The following is an 18971-nucleotide window of genomic DNA, read 5'->3' as shown; positions in this document are numbered from 1 at the left end:
AGTTAGGGCTTCAGCAGGCCGGCAATTTGTCTGTCGAAGCACTCTGCACAACATTTGTTGCGAACTTGTGCTGCGAGGCCCGCAAAGCTTTCGCCGCTTGCTGGCAAAAGGCTAAGCTACAGACAATTCAGTGCTGACCGAGGTCGGCACTTGTCATGATTTCTCTGCCCGGATGTCTCATGCGCAGTCGCCTTTTCAGTGTCTTGTCCTGTTTGCTACTTACCGCCGCTGCCGCTCAATCCGCCCAGGCGGTGGACCTGTCCACCCAACGCCAGTATTACGATGAAGCCAAGCGCGCCCTGGCCAAGGGTGATACCGGCCCGTACTTTCGCTACAGCCAGGCGTTGGCCGATTACCCGCTGGAACCGTACCTGGCCTACGACGAACTGACCGCGCGGCTGAAAACCGCGAGCAACGCGGAAATCGAAAAGTTCCTCGCCGAACACGGTGACCTGCCCCAGGCCAACTGGATGAAATTGCGCTGGTTGCGCTGGCTCGCCGACCGTGGCGACTGGGCCACCTTCGTCAAGTATTACGACCCGAAACTCAACTTCACTGAACTGGACTGCCTGAATGCGCAGTACCAGATCAGCAGCAACCATAAGGCCGAGGGGTACGCCAATGCTGAAAAGCTCTGGCTGACTGGCAAATCCCAACCCGCCGCGTGTGACGCGCTGTTCGGCATCTGGGCAGCCGATGGCCAGCTCACTGAACAGAAACGCTGGGAGCGCACCAAACTTGCCGCTCAGGCCCGCAACTATCCATTGGCCAACAGTCTGGTCAACGGCCTGACCACCCTCGCCCCGCGCGGTCGTTTGCTGGTGGATGTGGCGCAAAAACCGGAGTTGCTCAATCAGCCTTCGCGCTTCACCCCGGCCGATGAACCGATGTCCGACGTGGTCAGCCTCGGCTTGCGCCGACTGGCCCGTCAGGATCCGGACAAGGCCATGGCGTTGCTCGACGGTTACGCCAGCAGCATGCATTTCTCCCGCGATGAAAAAGTCGCGATTGCCCGGGAAATCGGCCTGACCCTCGCTCGGCGTTTCGACAGCCGCGCGCTGGACGTGATGACCAAGTACGACCCGGAGCTGCGCGACAACACCGTTTCAGAATGGCGCCTGCGCTTGCTGTTGCGTCTGGCGCGCTGGGACGATGCGTATCAGTTGACCCGCCGTCTGCCGCAGGATCTGGCCACCACCAACCGCTGGCGCTACTGGCAGGCGCGTAGTCTGGAACTGGCCCAGCCGCAGAACCCGGAAGCGCAGACCCTGTACAAAAACCTTGCGCGCGAACGTGACTTCTACGGTTTCCTCGCCGCCGACCGCTCGCAATCGCCGTACTCGCTGAACAACAAGCCATTGGTCCTCAGCCAGGCGCTGATCAACAAGGTGCGCAACACGCCGGGCGTACGCCGCGCGCTGGAATTCCATGCCCGTGGGCAAATCGTCGACGGTCGTCGCGAGTGGTATCACGTCAGCCGCCATTTCAATCGCGATGAAATGGTTGCCCAGGCGAAACTCGCTTACGACTTGAAATGGTATTTCCCGGCGATCCGCACCATCAGTCAGGCGCAGTACTGGGACGATCTGGATATCCGCTTCCCGATGGCCCACCGCGAAACGCTCGTGCGTGAAGCCAAGGTACGTGGCCTGCATTCGAGCTGGGTGTTTGCCATTACCCGCCAGGAAAGCGCGTTCATGGACGACGCACGCTCCGGTGTCGGCGCCAGTGGCCTGATGCAATTGATGCCCGGCACCGCCAAGGAAACCGCGCGCAAATTCAGCATTCCGCTGGCCTCGCCGCAGCAAGTGCTGGACCCGGACAAGAACATCCAGCTCGGCGCCGCGTATCTGAGCCAGGTGCACAGCCAGTTCAACGGCAACCGCGTCCTCGCCTCCGCCGCCTACAACGCAGGTCCTGGTCGCGTGCGCCAATGGCTGCGCGGCGCCGATCACCTGAGCTTCGACGTGTGGGTCGAAAGCATTCCGTTCGACGAAACCCGTCAGTATGTGCAGAACGTGCTGTCGTACTCGGTGATCTACGGCCAGAAGCTCAACTCGCCGCAGCCGCTGGTGGACTGGCATGAGCGCTACTTCGACGATCAGTGATCACCTGACTGACGCCAACTAACGAAAAATGCCCGTATCGCGAGATACGGGCATTTTTTATGGGCACAACCTGAGCGGCTATTTAGTGAATGGCAGGATCGGTGACAGGATTCGTTGACGCGCTCTTGCCATCATTGAACTGCAACGCTGCCAACCGCGCATACAGCGGATTGCTGGCAATCAGTTCCTGATGGGTGCCAATGGCCACAAGCTTGCCCTGATCCATTACCGCAATCCGGTCAGCGTTTTTCACCGTGGCCAGTCGATGCGCGATCACCAGCGTGGTGCGGTTTTGCATCAGGCTCGGCAGGGCTTCCTGAATCAGGTGTTCGCTCTGCGCATCAAGGGCGCTGGTGGCTTCGTCCAGCAGCAGGATCGGTGCGTCGACCAGCAACGCCCGGGCAATGGCCAGACGCTGACGCTGGCCACCGGAAAGACCGAGGCCTCCATCGCCGAGATGGGTCTGGTAACCGTTGGGCATTTTCTCGATGAAGTCGTGGGCATGAGCAATTTTCGCAGCGTCCTTGACCTGCTCCAGCGTCGCCCCGGGATTGCCGTAACGAATATTCTCTTCAACGCTACCGAAAAACAGCGCCGGCGATTGTGATACCAGGGCGAAGTGACGGCGCAGGTCCAGCGGATCGAGGCTGGTCAAAGGCACGCCATCAATCAGGATCTGCCCTTCCAGCGGATCATAAAAACGCAACAGCAAGTCGTACACGGTGGACTTGCCAGCGCCGGACGGCCCCACCAGCGCTAGTGTCTCGCCAGCGCGAATGGTCAGATTCAAACCGTTGACGGCGTAGCTTTCCGGACGCGAAGGGTAGGAAAAACGCACGTCCTGCAATTGCAATTCACCCCGCACGCGCTCCGGCAAGGTCACCAGCCCGGTAACGGGCGGCTGGATGATGTTTTCCGAACCCAGCAGTTCAGCGATACGTTCGGCGGCCCCGGCCGCGCGCTGCAGTTCGCCGATCACCTCACTCAACGTGCCAATCGCACTGCCGACGATCAGGCTGTAAAAGACAAACGCCGCCAGTTCGCCCCCGGTGATGCGCCCGGCGATTACGTCCATGCCTCCGACCCACAACATCACCGCCACGGCGCCGAGCACCAGCACGATCACCATGGTGATCATCCACGAACGCTGAAAGATGCGTTTGCGCGCGGTGTCGAATGCGTCCTCGACCGTCGTCGCAAAACGTCGCTCGTCCTGAACCTGGTGGTTGTAGGCCTGCACGGTTTTGATCTGGCCGAGGGTTTCCGACACATAGCTGCCGATATCGGCGACCCGGTCCTGGCTCAACCGCGACAGATTGCGCACGCGCCGGCCGAATATCAGGATCGGTGCAACCACGAACGGCAAGGCGATCACCACAATGCTGGTGAGTTTCGCATTGGTCACGAACAGCAGGATGACGCCACCGATGACCATCAACAGGTTGCGCAGGAACATCGACAACGACGAGCCGATCACCGATTGCAACAGCGTCGTGTCGGCAGTCAGCCGCGACTGGATCTCGGAACTGCGGTTGTTCTCGTAAAAGCCCGGATGGAGATAGACCAGATGGTTGAACACCTCCCGGCGGATGTCGGCCACGCAGCGCTCGCCGATCCACGACACCCAGTAGAACCGGGCAAACGTACCGACCGCCAGACCCAGCACCATCAACATGAAGATGCCGATGCTCTGGTTGAGCTGATGCGGCGACTGAGTCATGAAGCCCCGGTCGACCAACAGTTTGATCCCCTGACCCATCGACAACGTGACGGCGGCGGTGACGATCAATGCCAGCAGCGCAGCGATGACTTGCCAGCGGTAAGGGGCCAGAAACCGACTGGTCAGACGCAGGGCCCGACGGTGTCGTGAAGAAAGCTTCGGGGTCATTCAGGTACACATCCGTGTTGATGAAAGGGCTAGCCTAAACCTTCTTGCGGTGGAACTCTGTAAATCACAATGAGTCAGGTTAAATATGCCCCCAAAGACTAGGCCATAGTTGCTATCGGTCTAACGTCAAGGTTGAGACGAACGGTCATTTCTGTTGGACTGGAATGGCCGCTCATGACGGATCGAAAGGCGCTGTCACAGCCTGGTCACGTGGCGGCTTTAATCTGGGTATACAACCTGATGAGGAGACAGGCCATGTCCTTGCAACACAGCAGCGATGACAAGATTGAAGTGATCCGCACCAAGCCCGGCCAATCTCTGGGTTGCTCGATACTGGATAAGGATGGGCGTGAAGTACCGATCACTGAAGAGATGATCCAGCAAGCCTGCAGCGAGCTGGAGAAGCGATTGGTCAAGCCTGCCGAACAAGAGTGATATAGCCACCGTCTTCCTGACCCGGCCCCTTTGGCCGGGTTTTTTCTGCCTGCAGATCCGGGGACTTTTGGCGCGACCTTCGCGAGCAGGCTCGCTCCCACAGGAGATCGTCAGTGAGTGCGAGATCCATGTGGGAGCGAGCCTGCTCGCGAAGGGGCCAACCCGGTTTCTAGACAGTCACCGCACCCAGTGCCGCGACTATCTTCGCCAACACCGGCGAATCCCCTTCAATCCGCACCTTCAGCCCTTCAATCTCGCGCCGCACCGGATACTGTTTACGCAACACATCGAACGCCGCCCGCTGCTCGCCGACATTACCTACGAGGCTGCGGCGAAAATCCGCATCATCGCGGCGCGGGTCGTACACGCCACGACACAACATCGCCAGCGCCCAGGCCGGATCGCTGTCGCCATGCAAGGTCACTTGCGACAACCACGGCGCCGGTAGCAGCTCACTGAGTTGAATGCTTGCTGGCTGGCCGATGAATTGGCAGTAAGCCTGATAGATCTGCGCCGTTCCGCGCTGTTTGCCATCAAGGCTGTAACCGGCAATGTGCGGAGTGGCCAGTACGCAAAGTTCGGCCAATGCAACATCAACCTCAGGCTCGGCCTCCCAGACATCAAGAACGGCTTGCAGGTCTTCACGCTCCAGCAGCACTTCGCGCAGCGCGGCGTTATCCACCACCGGACCACGCGCCGCGTTGATCAGCCATGCACCGGGCTTGAGCTGCTGCAGACGCTGCTGATCGAACAGATGCCAAGTCGCACCAACGCCGCTGCGTGTCAGCGGTGTGTGCAGACTGATTACGTCACACTGCTCAATGATTTGCTCAAGGCTCACGTAATCGCCGCCCTCGGCAGCCTGACGCGGCGGATCGCAGACTTTGACATTCCAGCCCAACTCTTTTAGAACCTTGATCAGGCGCCCTCCCACCTCACCGGCGCCGACGACACCATAAGTCCGCTGAGTGAGATCGACACCTTCGATTTCGGCGAGGGTCATCAGACTGCCCAGCACATAATCGACCACGCCTCGGGCATTGCAGCCGGGTGCACTCGACCAGGTGATGCCGGCCTCATTGAAGTAGTCGAGATCCAGATGATCGGTGCCGATCGTGCAGGTACCGACAAAGCGCACCTTGCTGCCCTCAAGCAACGTGCGGTTGACGTTGGTCACCGAGCGCACGAGTAACACGTCGGCCTGCGCGACCGTCGCACGGTCGATGGAACGGCCCGGCACCCGGCGGATCTCGCCGAAACCGGCAAAAAAGGCATCGAGCAGCGGGATATTTTCGTCGGCAACAATCAGCATGGCGGGCTCCTTAGGCGGATCGGCAGTTTAGGTGCAGATCGGTCGCCGGGCCAGCGGGCTTTGCGCTTACAAATCCGCAACAGAGGATTTTTCCTGACCAAGGCGTCAGCGGCGTAGAATGCGGCGCCTTGCGCATCAACAGCTGTGGACGTTTTTCCCGTGAATTCTGTAACTGATCAACCTGTCGCCGTCTCCCTCACTCGCCCCGCGCGGATTCGCCTGGAGTTCAAGAACCTGCTCGCCCTGGCATTGCCGATCATCATCGCGCAACTGGCGACTACGGCCATGGGCTTCGTCGACGCGGTGATGGCTGGCCGCGTCGGGCCAAAGGATCTGGCAGCGGTGGCGCTGGGCAACTCGATCTGGGTGCCGGTGTTTCTGCTGATGACCGGCACTCTGCTGGCAACCACGCCGAAAGTCGCCCAGCGTTTCGGTGCTGGCACCCACAGCGAAATCGGCCCGCTCGTGCGTCAGGCGCTGTGGCTGGCGCTGGTGGTCGGACTGATCGCCACCGCGATGCTGGTGGCCGCCGAGCCGGTACTGCACCTGATGAAAGTCGATCCAGAGCTGATCGGCCCGTGCATGCAATACCTGCACGGCATCGCCAGTGGTCTGCCGGCAGTGGCGTTCTATCACGTGCTGCGCTGCACCAGTGACGGCATCGGCCGTACGCGTCCTGCCATGGTGCTGGGCCTGTGCGGTCTAGCGCTGAACATTCCGCTGAACTACATCTTCATCTATGGCCATTTCGGTGTGCCGGCGATGGGCGGCGTCGGTTGCGGTTGGGCCACGGCCATCGTGATGTGGGTGATGGCGCTGGGGCTGGCCGGTTATGAGCGCTGGGCACCGGCCTATCGTTCGAGCGAAATATTCAGCCGTTTCGACTGGCCACAATGGACAGTGATCAAGCGTCTGCTGGCGATTGGTCTGCCTATCGGTATCGCCGTGTTTGCCGAGTCGAGCATTTTTGCCGTGATCGCCCTGCTGATCGGCAGTCTTGGCGCCACCGTGGTGGCCGGGCACCAGATTGCCCTCAACGTCAGTTCGCTGGTGTTCATGATTCCGTATTCGCTGGGCATGGCGGTGACCGTGCGCGTCGGTCAGGCACTGGGCCGCGAAGAACCACGCGAAGCGCGTTTTGCCGCTGGTGTCGGCATGGGCACCGCGCTGGCGTACGCCTGCCTGTCGGCGAGCATGATGCTGTTGCTGCGCGAGCCGATTGCGGCGATCTACACCGCTGACCCGACAGTGATTCACATCGCGGCGATGCTGATTGTGTACTCGGCACTGTTCCAGTTTTCCGACGCGATCCAGGTCACCGCCGCCGGCGCGCTGCGTGGCTATCAGGACACGCGCGTGACCATGATCCTGACCCTGTTCGCCTATTGGGGCATTGGTTTGCCGGTGGGCTATGCCCTCGGTCTGACCGACTGGCTCGGCGAACCACGCGGCCCGAGCGGTTTGTGGCAGGGTTTGATCGTGGGCTTGAGCTGTGCGGCGTTGATGCTGTCGATTCGCCTGACGCGCAGTGCGCGCAAGCGTATTCGGATCAGTCGCTCGGCGGGTTGATCGCCCATAAAAAAGACCTGCAGATGCAGGTCTTTTTTTTGCCTTTGATCAGGACTTTTTGCGGATCCAGTACAGATATGTACCGGCGTCTTCGTGCTGGCTCACCAGTTCATGGTCGAGAAACACGCAGAACTTGGGGATATCGCGTTTGGTCGACGGGTCGGTGGCGATCACTTTGAGCAGGCCGCCGGGCACCAGGTCACGGATGTGCTGGTGCAGCATCATCACCGGCTCCGGGCAATTGAGACCGGTGGCGTCGAGGGTGCCATCGACCGGGGTATCGATCATTTCACTCATGATTCACTCCTGAAACTGGCCGGCATTGTCGCGCATTGCCGGGTATTCGGTCATCTATGGCGTTACGCCACACCCTATGTAGGAGCTGTCGAAGGCTGCGATCTTTGCTTTTTAAGATCAAAAGATCGCAGCCTGCGGCAGCTCCTACAGGGGTTTTGCGGTGTATCAGCGGGATTTGGCTTTCTTGGTGTCGTGACGGCGCAAATGGCAGGTCACTTCTTCGCGGTCGTGATACAGCTGTTTGCAGCCGATATCGACCTTGATCCCGCGTGCCTTGAAACCATCGGCAATGCGTTCGAGCAAGCGCTTCACTTCGGCGTAACGCTGCTTCATCGGCAACTTCAGGTTGACCACCGCCTCGCGGCAATGCCCTTCGCCGATCCACTCTTCCAGCATCGCGGCATTGCGCGCCGGCTTCTCGACGATGTCGCAGACCATCCAGTCCACCGGTTGCTTGGGCTTGAAGGTGAAACCGTCTGCCATCAAATGCTGAACCAGTCCGGTATCCATCAGACTTTCAGCCATCGGGCCGTTGTCGATCGCGGTCACCAGCATGCCGCGATTGACCAGTTGCCAGGTCCAGCCGCCCGGCGCGGCGCCGAGGTCAACGCCGGTCATGTCGCTGTGCAGGCGATCTTCCCACTGATCACGCGGGATAAAGTGGTGCCAGGCCTCTTCCAGCTTCAGCGTCGAACGGCTCGGTGCTTCACGCGGGAACTTCAGACGCGGAATGCCCATCGGCCACATCGCCGAATTGCCGGCATCGGCCATGCCGAGAAACACTTCACGACCGCTCTTGAAGGTCAGCAGCAGACGCGGTTTGCTGGCGTCATCCACCAGTTTGCCGGCGCCGGTCAGCGCCTTGCGCAGCGGGCCTTCGAATTTCTTGCAGAAATTCGACAGTTCCTTGCCGTCGTTGGTGTCGACGACTTCCAGCCACAGGCTGCCGCACACCGGGAATTCGGCCATGTGCGCAAGGATCACGCTGATGCGGTCGGTTTCCGGCAAATCGATGAAAACCCCACGCGCCCATTGGCGCGGGAAGATCAATTCGGCGAAACGCTGACCGCGCATTAGGCGCTCGGCGCCGTCTTCTTCGGTGCAGACAAACTCGGCGCAGGCGGTAGCCGCTTTGGCCTTGGCGTAGCCGGCCACGTTGAGTTGCGCGGCGAGGTCGGAAATCTCCGAACAGACTTCGCCTTCGAAGCCTGGCCGGCAATGCATGAATAGGGTGTTCATTCTTACTCCTGGGCAGCGGGCGATCATTCGGCCGCCGCGCGATGCTCAGGCCTTGCGTTGAAGCAAAGCCTGTCACGAAAACCGGCGCATGATAGCCGATGTCGGAACCTTGGTTCCGCTCATAGAGTCCAGTTATTAGCCAGCTACCTAAAACAGGGCTAGGTTTAAAGCTCTATTCGTCCCCTCAATCCGTAGCCGTGCGGATTCAAAGGAGTGATCGTAATGCCGTCCCTCGATAGTCTGAAAACGCTCAAAACCCTGCAAATCGATGACAAGACCTACCACTATTTCAGTTTGCCGGATGCCGCCAAAAGCTTGGGCGACCTCGACAAGCTGCCCATGTCGCTGAAAGTCCTGCTGGAAAACCTGCTGCGCTGGGAAGATGAAAAAACGGTCACCGGCGCCGACCTCAAGGCGCTTGCCGCCTGGCTCAAGGAGCGCCGCTCCGACCGCGAAATCCAGTACCGCCCTGCCCGGGTATTGATGCAGGACTTTACCGGCGTACCCGCGGTGGTCGACCTTGCCGCCATGCGTGCGGCGATGGCCAAGGCCGGTGGCGATCCGCAGCGAATCAACCCGTTGTCGCCGGTGGATCTGGTGATCGACCACTCGGTGATGGTCGACAAGTTCGCCACCGCCAGCGCGTTCGAGCAGAACGTCGATATCGAAATGCAGCGCAATGGCGAACGTTACGCCTTCCTGCGTTGGGGCCAGAGCGCTTTCGACAATTTCAGCGTGGTGCCGCCGGGTACCGGCATCTGTCACCAGGTCAACCTCGAATACCTCGGCCGCACGGTGTGGACCAAGGATGAGGACGGCCGCACCTACGCGTTCCCCGACACGCTGGTCGGCACCGACTCGCACACCACCATGATCAATGGTCTCGGCGTGCTCGGCTGGGGCGTCGGCGGGATTGAGGCGGAAGCGGCGATGCTCGGGCAACCGGTGTCGATGCTGATTCCAGAAGTGATCGGTTTCAAACTGACCGGCAAGCTCAAGGAAGGCATCACCGCTACCGACCTGGTGCTGACCGTCACGCAAATGCTGCGCAAGAAAGGTGTGGTCGGCAAGTTCGTCGAGTTCTACGGTGACGGCCTCGCCGACCTGCCGCTGGCCGACCGCGCGACCATCGCCAACATGGCCCCGGAATATGGCGCGACGTGCGGCTTCTTCCCCGTTGACGACGTAACGCTGGAATACCTGCGCCTGTCCGGCCGGCCACCGGAAGTGGTGAAACTGGTCGAGGCCTACACCAAGGCTCAAGGCCTGTGGCGTCTACCCGGTCAGGAACCGGTGTTCACCGACAGCCTGGCGTTGGACATGGGCAGCGTCGAAGCCAGCCTCGCCGGGCCGAAACGCCCGCAGGATCGCGTTTCGCTACCGAATGTCGCACAAGCGTTCAGCGACTTCATGGATCTGCAATTCAAACCCACCAGTAAAGAAGAAGGACGTCTGGAAAGTGAGGGCGGTGGCGGCGTCGCGGTGGGCAATGCCGATCTGGTCGGCGAAACCGAATATGAATATGAAGGCCACACTTATCGCCTGAAAAACGGCGCCGTGGTCATCGCCGCGATCACGTCCTGCACCAACACCTCGAACCCGAGCGTGATGATGGCCGCCGGCCTCCTGGCGAAAAAAGCGGTGGAGAAAGGCCTGACCCGCAAACCTTGGGTGAAGAGTTCGCTGGCACCGGGTTCGAAAGTGGTCACCGACTACTACAAGGCTGCGGGGTTGACGCAATACCTAGATCAGCTCGGCTTTTCCCTGGTCGGCTATGGCTGCACCACTTGCATCGGCAACTCCGGGCCGCTGCCGGAACCGATCGAGAAAGCCATCCAGAAAGCTGATCTCACCGTCGCTTCGGTGCTCTCCGGCAACCGCAACTTCGAAGGCCGCGTGCATCCATTGGTGAAAACCAACTGGCTGGCCTCACCGCCGCTGGTGGTCGCCTATGCCCTGGCCGGCAGCGTGCGCAGCGACATCAGCAGCGAACCGCTGGGCGAAGATCAGCAAGGCAATCCGGTGTACCTGCGCGATATCTGGCCGACCAGCAAAGAGATCGCCGACGCGGTCAATCAGGTCAGTACGGCAATGTTCCACAAGGAATACGCCGAAGTGTTCGCCGGTGATGAACAGTGGCAAGCCATCGAAGTGCCGCAGGCGGCGACGTATGTGTGGCAGGACGATTCGACTTACATCCAGCATCCGCCATTTTTCGACGACATTTCCGGCCCGTTGCCTGAAATCAAGGATGTCAAAGGTGCACGAGTGCTGGCCCTGCTGGGTGATTCGGTGACCACCGACCATATCTCCCCCGCCGGCAACATCAAGGCCGACAGCCCGGCCGGGCGTTATTTGCGCGAAAAAGGCGTGGAGCCACGGGACTTCAATTCTTACGGTTCACGGCGTGGCAATCATGAAGTGATGATGCGCGGCACCTTCGCCAACATCCGTATTCGCAACGAAATGCTCGGCGGTGAAGAAGGTGGCAACACGATCTACATTCCGACCGGCGAAAAACTGGCGATCTACGACGCGGCGATGAAGTATCAGGCTTCGGGAACGCCGCTGGTGGTGGTTGCCGGGCAAGAATATGGCACCGGGTCCAGCCGTGACTGGGCGGCCAAAGGCACCAATCTGCTGGGAGTCAAAGCGGTGATCGCGGAAAGCTTCGAGCGAATTCACCGTTCCAATCTGGTGGGCATGGGCGTATTGCCGCTGCAGTTCAAGCTTGATCAGAACCGCAAGAGCCTCAATCTCACCGGCAAGGAAACCTTTGAAATCCAGGGTCTGACCGGCGTCGAGCTGATACCGCGGATGAATCTGCCGCTGCTGATCACCCGTGAGGACGGGCGCCAGGAGAAGATCGAGGTGTTGTGCCGGATCGATACGTTGAATGAGGTGGAGTACTTCAAGTCGGGCGGGATTCTGCATTACGTCCTGCGCCAATTGATCGCCTCGTAACGCACAAACCAAAGTAGGAGCTGCCGCAGGCTGCGATCTTTTGATCTTGCTTTTAAAAGCCAAAGTCAAAAGATCGCAGCCTGCGGCAGCTCCTACATACAGGCGAAAAAAAACCCGCCGAAGCGGGTTTTTCCCAAGACCATTATCGACTCCCTGTCGGCAGCGATCCTTGCAAATGGTCGATCATCCTTGATCCTGAAACACTCCCTGTGTCTCAGTTGATGTGTGTAGATTACGCGGTGGATCCAATCGCCAATAGTCGTAAAAGCTACCAGCGCGTGTAGGACATTCGCCATAGCAACCCTTCCGAAAACCCTTAGCCGTGTCATGCAGAAAGCATGGAAGCCACGATCTAAGCGACTTTCAGCGGCCCTGAGGCCTGCTTCCAGCACCACCGTGCACATAGCCGGCTATCGCTGTCGTTCAGGCAAGACTCGAAGGTCTCAACCACCGTCACGCTCGCGGGCCTTGGCGCTCTCAGCAAGAAACTGTTCGAGCCGGCTCAACTGCTCCTCCCAGCCACGGCTGTCCATGTAATACGCCTCTTTCTGGCGAATGTCAGGAATGTGCGCGAAGCCGGATTCGGACACTTTCAGCAACGTACCGCTCTCGAAGTCTTCCAGCTCGAACCTGACCAGCGTAGTCGGCTCCTGTGAATAGTCGATCTTCGGATTGACCGCATACGGATGCCAGCGAAACGAAAACAACTGCTGCGGCTCGACCCGCTCGATCAGCACGTTCCACAACACGTGTTCATAACCCGGATACGTGACCTGCCCTTGCGTCCATTCACCGGCAATAAAACGCCTGCCCTCCAGCGCCACCCCAAACCACTGGCCAAACGCCTCGGCATCGACCAATGCACGCCAGACATGCGAACGCGGCGCCTTGAGCGTGATTTTGCGTTCGAAACTATTGGGTACTGGTTTCATACGTCACCTCCTGTTTTGAACACTAGGCCTGTATGACCACATGTCCAATGTGAAGTTGTATCAAGGCGGTGCAGTCATTCATCAGCAAAGACACATCAAGCTGCACTTTTTGACCGTTGCTGTGATGGATCCAGGCACCCTCCGCCCAACGAAACTGTTACCTTCTCCAGCGAATTTGAATCTACAAGGACGAATCATGCCGCCATCCCTCGCTGAACGTTACCGCGGAGCCCTGCTCGGTCTTGCGTGCGGCGACGCTGTCGGTACTACGGTTGAGTTCAAACCACGGGGATCATTCCCACCATTGACCGATATGGTCGGCGGTGGCCCGTTCCACCTCAAGCCAGGGCAGTGGACCGATGACACTTCCATGGCCCTCTGTCTGGCAGAAAGCCTGCTGAACAAGAATGGATTCAACGCTGCCGATCAGATGGGGCGCTACCTCAACTGGTGGCAATGGGGTTACCTCAGTTCGACCGGTGAATGTTTCGATGTCGGCATGACCGTCAGCCAGGCGCTCGCGCAGTATCAACAAACCGCTGATCCCTTCGCCGGCTCGACCGACCCGTGCAGCGCCGGCAACGGTTCGCTGATGCGTCTGGTGCCGGTGGTGCTGTTCTACTTTCCCGATGCCCGGAAAATCCAGAGCTTTGCCGCCGACAGTTCGCGAACCACCCACGCAGCACCTGAAGCCATCGAATGCTGCCAATTGTTGGCCGGGTTGATTGCCAGAGCGCTTGAAGGCGCAAGCAAAGCAGAACTGCGTCAGTTGCCTTTCGCCAGCTTCTCGCAATCCAAGGTCGCCGCCATTGCGCATGGCGAATACCTCGTTCTGTCCGAGACGGACATCAGAGGCAATGGCTACAGCGTGCAGTCCCTGGAAGCGGCGCTGTGGTGCTTTCACCAGACGGACAGCTTCGAAGCGGCCATTTTGCGAGCGGCCAACCTGGGGGATGACGCCGATACCACCGCTGCGATCACCGGTCAGTTGGCCGGCGCCTATTACGGCGTGCGGGGCATTCCTGCACATTGGCTGGAAAGGCTGCACGATGGTGAAGAGATTGCGGCCATCGCCGACCGTTTGCTCGACGCCTCCCGAATGCGCCTGCCTGAATAAGTGCGAAGCAGCCGCTACACTGCTCGGCACTTATCTTCGATACAGCGAGACTTGACCATGTCCCCACGCCTGCTTCTGGCTCTCACGCCCTTTCTGTTCACTCCCCTCGCCCACGCCGCCGTGGACTGTGCAAATGCCAGCGATCAAGCGACGATGAATCAGTGCGCCGGGCAAGACTTCAAAGCGGCGGACAAAGAGTTGAACACCGTGTATCAACAGATCATCGGGCGCTTGAAGGACAACCCGGATGGCAAGAAGCTGTTGGTCAGCGCGCAGCGGGCGTGGCTCGGGTTTCGGGATGCCGAGTGCAAGTTTTCATCGTCGGGAGTTACTGGCGGGAGCGTTTATCCATGGGTTTACAGCAGTTGTCTGACAGGGGTGACCAAGCTGCGGGTTGAGTCGCTGAAACAGTATTTGAAGTGTGAAGAAGGTGACATGAGCTGCCCGGTGCCTGGGGCCTGATTTTTTGCGGCGGCTTTGAGGATCCTTCGCGAGCAGGCTCGCTCCCACATTGGAACGCATTTCAAATGTGGGGGGCGGAGAACATCTTTCACCTTTACGGAATTTGATGACGAGCACACTGACAGACCTGCTGAAATGGCGCTATGCAACGAAAAAGTACGACCCTTCCCGGACGGTGTTCGATGAAAAAATCGAGCGCATTCTGGAGGTGGTACGGCTAACGCCGACATCAAGTGGACTGCGGCCCTTTGAATTGCTCGTAGTGACCAATGCAGAGTCTTGGCTCGGCTCTGATCGCTGCGGCATTTGAAGAAGTCGACGCGACACCGATGGAAGGTTTCGACCCGGCAGCCATCGATGAAATCCTCGGACTCACGGCCCGCAACTTGCGCGGTGTAGTGATTCTGCCGCTAGGGCATAGAGCAACTGAGGGAGACTGGTTGGTCAACTTGAAAAAGGTTCGCCGCTCGCGGGAAAACTTCATTACCGAGATCAAGTAAGACCGGTTAGAGCGGGGACTGAAGCATGCTTGTGGCGCATGCCCCCCGCTCCAATCATTCGCTGAACCCGTCATCGATATCAGCGTTCACCGCGTGGGTCGCGCCTCTCCCTGCTCTCGACTTGCTTCGAACTCGAGAGTCTATCGACATTGAAATCCCCGCAAATCGATTGAACTGAGGTTCATTCTATGGCCTCTGCGTCCGATGCTAACAACGCCCTTCACAAAACAAGAACAATTTATTATTGCCATTCGATAATTTTACATCGAGAATTAGTCATTCCCAATGACACCGCAAGGATTTTTCATGAGTACTCGTAACAACGGATTGGCACTGCAGCGCATGCATTGGGTCGGACTACTGGCAGCGATTCTTGTCTGGGTCTTAGGGGTGACCGAGGTCGGTGGCAACGCGTCGATCTGGTTCTTCCAAACGGATGAAATGCTCGCAGCTCTGCTCTACGCCTTCGCCGAAAACTCGCCGCAATTACTTGACCCGTTTGTCGAAGGCGCCCTGCTTGCTCCCGATACATGGCTCTCGCCACTGGTCACTGCGCTGCTTGTCGTTTTGGATTTCCTGCCCGTCCTGCTTTCGACCTACGTGCTCTGGCTGACAGGGTTGTTTTTCCTGCGCTTGTCCCGCGGCGAAACCTGGACCGAGCGCAACATCAAGGTGCTATGGCGAGTGGGGATTCTTTGCATCATTTCTCCGGCCGCCTACCCACTGGTAGAGACTTTGCAAGGTTTGGCCCTGTCTATTGATCTACCGCCAGGGGATCGTATTTTTCAGTTCTCGATCGGCCTGTCTTCCACTTCTGCCTATGAGATTGTCAAAGGCGTATTGCTCTGTTTGTTTTCAATTATCATGCGCGATGCAAAAGTACTCAGCGATGAGCAAAGCCAATACATATAGAACAACACAATGACCATTATCGTCCGCCTTGACGTTGTCATGGCCACGCAAAAAATTCGCTCGAAAGAGTTGGCCAGCCTGCTGGGCATCACCGAGGCCAATCTGTCATTACTGAAGAATGGCAAGGTCAAGGGCGTGAAGATGGCCACCCTGGACAAGCTCTGCGCAGCACTCGATTGCCAGCCAGGCGATTTGCTGGAATACCAGAAAGACTGAGCCTTGCGCAGGCGTGCAAGTTAATTGTCGCCAGTCCACACCGTTTAACTCTTATTCAATCCTTAGTTTGTAAGGCGGCTTTGTCATGACCCGGTTTTTACTTTGCGCGCTGTTTTTACTGACAGCGTTGATCAGCGGCTGCGCCACGCAAATGGACGTAGCGCTAAATGCGACACCCGATCCGGACTATCATTTTGACCGAAAGGCGACTGTGCTGGTGACGTCTGCGAGTGGCAGCGACGAAAACGCTCTTAATGCCCGCTATTATCTTCGCGACATGGTTAACGCGCTGAAAGACAGGGGTTTCCAGGAGGTCTATACCGACGCCAGTCTGCCGAAAAACCACGCGCCGATAAAAATGACTGTCAGCCTCGATATTGGCAGTCGACAAGTGACTTACCGCTATACCGCCACCGACTATGGGCAAGTTCCGACCAGCACCTCTACCGTGTGCAAGACCAGCAAGAAAAAAGACGACCGACTGACCTGTACGAGTAAACCGAACACCACCTATGGCCCGGTAGGGACCTCGGAGCGCACCGGTTACACCACGCTCAGCACCTTCGTTGCCACTGCCCGCGACGAAGTCAGTAAGCGCCCGGTCTACCTGCTTCGCGCGTCGTCCTATAACGAAGACTGCCAATCCACCAAGGTTGAAGCCTTTCTGGTGGAACAAGGCTTGCAGAACCTGAACTTCGAGGATCGCGTGCAGCGCAACTACACCGTCACGATGCCCGAGGGTTACAGCTGCAAATAGTCTTTGCAAGACAGTTCACAGTAGCGGTTCAGCTTGCATGAGCCGCTACTGTGAACTGTTGAAGGTTAAACGTGCGGGTCACCCGGCGCTTTCGTCGGCGCAGCGTATTGCGGCTTGAGATGGCCGTCCTGATCAAGCAGCCAGGCGTCCATGATCTGCCGCACCACAGGGCCGGCAACACGACCACCGGCCTCGCCGTTCTCAATCATCACCGAAATCGCAATCTTCGGATGCTCGGCCGGCGCGAAGCCGACGAACAAGGCGTTATCACGATGGCGCTCCAGGGTTTTCTCGCGGTTGTAGCGCTCGCCCTGCTTGATCGCCACCACTTGCGCGGTACCACTCTTGCCAGCGATGCGATATTGCGCACCGGCCGCGGCCGCACGCGCGATACCTCGCGCATCGTGCATTACCATCTGCATACCGTGATTGACCTGCTCCCAGTCTCGCGGATCCTTGAGCAGGATGTTCGGCATCGGATGTTCGTCGACAGGAGCGACACCGTCGACGGTCTTGGCCAGGTGCGGCCGGTTCCATACACCTTTGTTGGCGATCAATGCCGTGGCCTGAGCCAGTTGCAGCGGCGTGACCTGCATGTAGCCCTGGCCGATGCCAAGGATAACCGTTTCGCCCGGGAACCAGGCCTGACGGCGGGTCGCGCGCTTCCACGCTTGCGATGGCATCAGGCCGGGCGACTCTTCAAACATGTCCAGCGAGACCTTCTCACCCAAGCCGAACATTGCCATGTAATCGTGCAGGCGATCGATGCCGAGCTTGTGCGCAAGGTCGTAGAAATAGGTGTCATTGGAACGCATGATCGCCGCGTCCATGTCCACCCAGCCGTCGCCACTGTGGTTCCAGTTGCGGTACTTGTGATCGAAGTCCGGGAGTTGGTAATAACCGGGGTCAAAGACGCGCGTCTGCGGTGTTACGACGCCGGCGTCGAGGCCGGCGATTGCCACTTCTGGCTTGATCGTCGAGCCCGGTGCGTAGAGCCCGCGCAGCACACGGTTGAACAGCGGCCTGTCGATCGAATCTCGCAGTGCCGAGTATTCCTTGGAGCTGATACCGGTGACGAATAAATTCGGATCGAAGCTCGGATTGCTAACCATGGCCAACACCTCGCCCGTCGACGGATCGAGCGCTACCACTGAACCACGACGATCACCCAGAGCGGCTTCGGCGGCTTCCTGCAGTTTGATATCGAGGCTCAGGACGATGTTCTGGCCCGGGACCGGGTCGGTATGTTTGAGCACACGGAGTACGCGACCTTGAGCGTTGGTCTCCACTTCTTCGTAACCGACGTGGCCGTGTAATTGCGCCTCGTAGAAGCGTTCGATGCCGGTTTTGCCGATGGATTGCGTACCGCGATATTCGACCGAGTCGAGGCTCTTCGACTCTTTTTCATTGATCCGCCCGACGTAGCCGATCGAGTGGGCGAAATGCGCGCCGAGCGGGTAATGCCGGACGAACTGGGGTTCGACATCGAGGCCCGGGAGGCGGAACTCATTGACGGCCAATACAGCGATTTGCTCTTCCGTCAGCTCATAGAACAGCGTCACCGGCGTAAACGGGTGACGGGACTGCTTCATGGCTTTATCGAAGACTGTACGATCTTCTGCAGGCAAGTGCAGGAGGTTGATGACCTCGTCCAGTTCTTGATTGACGTCGGTGGCGCGCTCGCGGGTGATGGTCAGGTTGAAACTGGGGCGGTTATCGGCGAGCAAGACGCCGTTGCGGTCGTAGATCAAGCCGCGTGTCGGCGGGATTGGCAATACGTGGACGCGGTTGTTTTCGGAGATCGTGGAATGGTAGTCGAACTCCACCACCTGGAGGATGTACAGGCGCACGACAAGGGCGCAGCTGATGGCGAAAACGAACAAGGCGCAGGCGATCAACCGTTTGTTGACCAGGCGCGTCTCTTTTTCGTGGTCTTTGATCGGGATGGGTTCAGGCATTTCTACAGCAACTCTTTGACATAAATGAGTGCCGATCCGTGGGCATGACATCAGTCCGTTAAAAAAAACGAGCTGCACCATACCAAAAACTGCCCGGTCATTTCAGAAGGAATTTCCCCAATGGCCATTTCTTGCGACAGCTGGGACAGCGTTGTCCTGTGAAAACTTTCCCGCGGGCAAAACAAAACCCCAACTGCTTTCGCAATTGGGGTTTCGGAATTTAATCTTGACGATGACCTACTCTCACATGGGGAAACCCCACACTACCATCGGCGATGCATCGTTTCACTGCTGAGTTCGGGATG

General features: G+C 58.6%; 17 protein-coding genes. 11 read left to right on the top strand and 6 right to left on the bottom strand.

Annotated elements, in window-relative coordinates:
* The first annotated feature begins 179 nt into the window (after positions 1–179).
* Positions 180–2108 carry a transglycosylase SLT domain-containing protein gene (locus CKW14_RS00085; protein WP_095050461.1) on the top strand — a complete coding sequence of 643 codons (1929 nt, stop codon included), beginning with the start codon at positions 180–182 and terminating at the stop codon, positions 2106–2108.
* An 82-nt stretch (positions 2109–2190) separates the two neighbouring features.
* Here CKW14_RS00085 and CKW14_RS00080 read toward each other — a convergent pair whose 3' ends face one another.
* The gene (locus CKW14_RS00080; RefSeq protein WP_095124317.1) at positions 2191–3996 is read right to left on the bottom strand and encodes an ABC transporter transmembrane domain-containing protein; all 1806 of its coding nucleotides are present in this window, start codon (positions 3994–3996) and stop codon (positions 2191–2193) included.
* Positions 3997–4251: 255 nt separating this feature from the next.
* On the opposite strand from CKW14_RS00080, the gene CKW14_RS00075 reads away from it, so the two are divergent.
* Positions 4252–4431, top strand: a complete 180-nt coding sequence (locus CKW14_RS00075) for a PA1571 family protein (protein ID WP_016983726.1) — start codon at positions 4252–4254, stop codon at positions 4429–4431.
* Between the two features lie 169 nt (positions 4432–4600).
* Here the strand turns inward: CKW14_RS00075 and pdxB are convergent, their stop codons facing one another.
* Positions 4601–5743: a 4-phosphoerythronate dehydrogenase PdxB gene (gene pdxB, locus CKW14_RS00070; RefSeq protein WP_095050459.1), complete on the bottom strand. Its 1143-nt coding sequence runs from the start codon at positions 5741–5743 to the stop codon at positions 4601–4603.
* A gap of 159 nt (positions 5744–5902) precedes the next feature.
* On the opposite strand from pdxB, the gene CKW14_RS00065 reads away from it, so the two are divergent.
* Positions 5903–7312 carry an MATE family efflux transporter gene (locus CKW14_RS00065; protein ID WP_095124316.1) on the top strand — a complete coding sequence of 470 codons (1410 nt, stop codon included), beginning with the start codon at positions 5903–5905 and terminating at the stop codon, positions 7310–7312.
* A gap of 48 nt (positions 7313–7360) precedes the next feature.
* On the opposite strand, the gene tusA is transcribed toward CKW14_RS00065, so the two are convergent.
* Both tusA and rlmM read right to left on the bottom strand, forming a co-directional pair.
* A complete protein-coding gene (tusA, locus tag CKW14_RS00060) occupies positions 7361–7609 on the bottom strand; it encodes a sulfurtransferase TusA (protein ID WP_095050458.1) in 249 nt (82 codons plus the stop codon).
* A 165-nt stretch (positions 7610–7774) separates the two neighbouring features.
* Positions 7775–8848, bottom strand: a complete 1074-nt coding sequence (gene rlmM, locus CKW14_RS00055) for a 23S rRNA (cytidine(2498)-2'-O)-methyltransferase RlmM (protein WP_095050457.1) — start codon at positions 8846–8848, stop codon at positions 7775–7777.
* Between the two features lie 222 nt (positions 8849–9070).
* Between rlmM and acnA the strand changes: the two genes are divergently transcribed.
* Complete coding sequence (gene acnA / locus CKW14_RS00050; RefSeq protein ID WP_095050456.1) at positions 9071–11812, top strand: aconitate hydratase AcnA; 2742 nt, start codon at positions 9071–9073, stop codon at positions 11810–11812.
* A 443-nt stretch (positions 11813–12255) separates the two neighbouring features.
* On the opposite strand, the gene CKW14_RS00040 is transcribed toward acnA, so the two are convergent.
* Positions 12256–12744, bottom strand: a complete 489-nt coding sequence (locus tag CKW14_RS00040; protein ID WP_093433632.1) for an SRPBCC family protein — start codon at positions 12742–12744, stop codon at positions 12256–12258.
* 196 nt (positions 12745–12940) lie between these two features.
* Between CKW14_RS00040 and CKW14_RS00035 the strand changes: the two genes are divergently transcribed.
* The 7 genes from CKW14_RS00035 (at position 12941) to CKW14_RS00010 (ending at position 16708) form a co-directional block, all read left to right on the top strand.
* A complete protein-coding gene (locus tag CKW14_RS00035) occupies positions 12941–13861 on the top strand; it encodes an ADP-ribosylglycohydrolase family protein (RefSeq protein ID WP_095050454.1) in 921 nt (306 codons plus the stop codon).
* A 57-nt stretch (positions 13862–13918) separates the two neighbouring features.
* Positions 13919–14323, top strand: coding sequence for a lysozyme inhibitor LprI family protein (locus CKW14_RS00030; protein WP_093433626.1), 405 nt, complete (start codon positions 13919–13921; stop codon positions 14321–14323).
* A 106-nt stretch (positions 14324–14429) separates the two neighbouring features.
* The gene (locus CKW14_RS30110; protein WP_245397992.1) at positions 14430–14633 is read left to right on the top strand and encodes a nitroreductase family protein; all 204 of its coding nucleotides are present in this window, start codon (positions 14430–14432) and stop codon (positions 14631–14633) included.
* Positions 14593–14823, top strand: coding sequence for a hypothetical protein (locus tag CKW14_RS30105; protein ID WP_256579960.1), 231 nt, complete (start codon positions 14593–14595; stop codon positions 14821–14823). Before CKW14_RS30110 ends, CKW14_RS30105 begins: the two co-directional genes overlap by 41 nt.
* A gap of 306 nt (positions 14824–15129) precedes the next feature.
* Positions 15130–15735: a hypothetical protein gene (locus CKW14_RS00020; RefSeq protein WP_095050453.1), complete on the top strand. Its 606-nt coding sequence runs from the start codon at positions 15130–15132 to the stop codon at positions 15733–15735.
* 9 nt (positions 15736–15744) lie between these two features.
* Positions 15745–15951 (top strand): helix-turn-helix transcriptional regulator, encoded by a 207-nt coding sequence (locus tag CKW14_RS00015; protein WP_007910409.1) that lies wholly within the window; start codon positions 15745–15747, stop codon positions 15949–15951.
* 85 nt (positions 15952–16036) lie between these two features.
* Complete coding sequence (locus CKW14_RS00010) at positions 16037–16708, top strand: hypothetical protein (protein WP_095124315.1); 672 nt, start codon at positions 16037–16039, stop codon at positions 16706–16708.
* Between the two features lie 65 nt (positions 16709–16773).
* Here the strand turns inward: CKW14_RS00010 and mrdA are convergent, their stop codons facing one another.
* Entirely contained in the window at positions 16774–18666 is a 1893-nt protein-coding gene (gene mrdA / locus CKW14_RS00005; protein ID WP_034156458.1) for a penicillin-binding protein 2, read from the bottom strand.
* Between the last annotated feature and the right edge of the window lie 305 nt (positions 18667–18971).

The organism is Pseudomonas sp. Irchel s3a12, assembly GCF_900187485.1.
Classification (GTDB): Bacteria; Pseudomonadota; Gammaproteobacteria; order Pseudomonadales; family Pseudomonadaceae; genus Aquipseudomonas; species Aquipseudomonas neuropathica.
This window is presented reverse-complemented; position numbering and strand designations above follow the sequence as displayed.

Excerpts from the sequence above, each read along its gene's own strand:
- CKW14_RS00015 (WP_007910409.1), top strand. The coding sequence starts at position 15,745 with ATGACCATTATCGTCCGCCTTGACGTTGTCATGGCCACGCAAAAAATT.
- CKW14_RS00075 (WP_016983726.1), top strand. The coding sequence starts at position 4,252 with ATGTCCTTGCAACACAGCAGCGATGACAAGATTGAAGTGATCCGCACC.
- CKW14_RS00030 (WP_093433626.1), top strand. The coding sequence starts at position 13,919 with ATGTCCCCACGCCTGCTTCTGGCTCTCACGCCCTTTCTGTTCACTCCC.
- tusA (WP_095050458.1), bottom strand. The coding sequence starts at position 7,609 with ATGAGTGAAATGATCGATACCCCGGTCGATGGCACCCTCGACGCCACC.
- pdxB (WP_095050459.1), bottom strand. The coding sequence starts at position 5,743 with ATGCTGATTGTTGCCGACGAAAATATCCCGCTGCTCGATGCCTTTTTT.
- CKW14_RS00020 (WP_095050453.1), top strand. The coding sequence starts at position 15,130 with ATGAGTACTCGTAACAACGGATTGGCACTGCAGCGCATGCATTGGGTC.
- CKW14_RS00010 (WP_095124315.1), top strand. The coding sequence starts at position 16,037 with ATGACCCGGTTTTTACTTTGCGCGCTGTTTTTACTGACAGCGTTGATC.
- CKW14_RS00040 (WP_093433632.1), bottom strand. The coding sequence starts at position 12,744 with ATGAAACCAGTACCCAATAGTTTCGAACGCAAAATCACGCTCAAGGCG.
- CKW14_RS30105 (WP_256579960.1), top strand. The coding sequence starts at position 14,593 with ATGCAGAGTCTTGGCTCGGCTCTGATCGCTGCGGCATTTGAAGAAGTC.
- CKW14_RS00085 (WP_095050461.1), top strand. The coding sequence starts at position 180 with ATGCGCAGTCGCCTTTTCAGTGTCTTGTCCTGTTTGCTACTTACCGCC.
- CKW14_RS00080 (WP_095124317.1), bottom strand. The coding sequence starts at position 3,996 with ATGACCCCGAAGCTTTCTTCACGACACCGTCGGGCCCTGCGTCTGACC.
- CKW14_RS30110 (WP_245397992.1), top strand. The coding sequence starts at position 14,430 with ATGACGAGCACACTGACAGACCTGCTGAAATGGCGCTATGCAACGAAA.
- rlmM (WP_095050457.1), bottom strand. The coding sequence starts at position 8,848 with ATGAACACCCTATTCATGCATTGCCGGCCAGGCTTCGAAGGCGAAGTC.
- mrdA (WP_034156458.1), bottom strand. The coding sequence starts at position 18,666 with ATGCCTGAACCCATCCCGATCAAAGACCACGAAAAAGAGACGCGCCTG.
- acnA (WP_095050456.1), top strand. The coding sequence starts at position 9,071 with ATGCCGTCCCTCGATAGTCTGAAAACGCTCAAAACCCTGCAAATCGAT.
- CKW14_RS00035 (WP_095050454.1), top strand. The coding sequence starts at position 12,941 with ATGCCGCCATCCCTCGCTGAACGTTACCGCGGAGCCCTGCTCGGTCTT.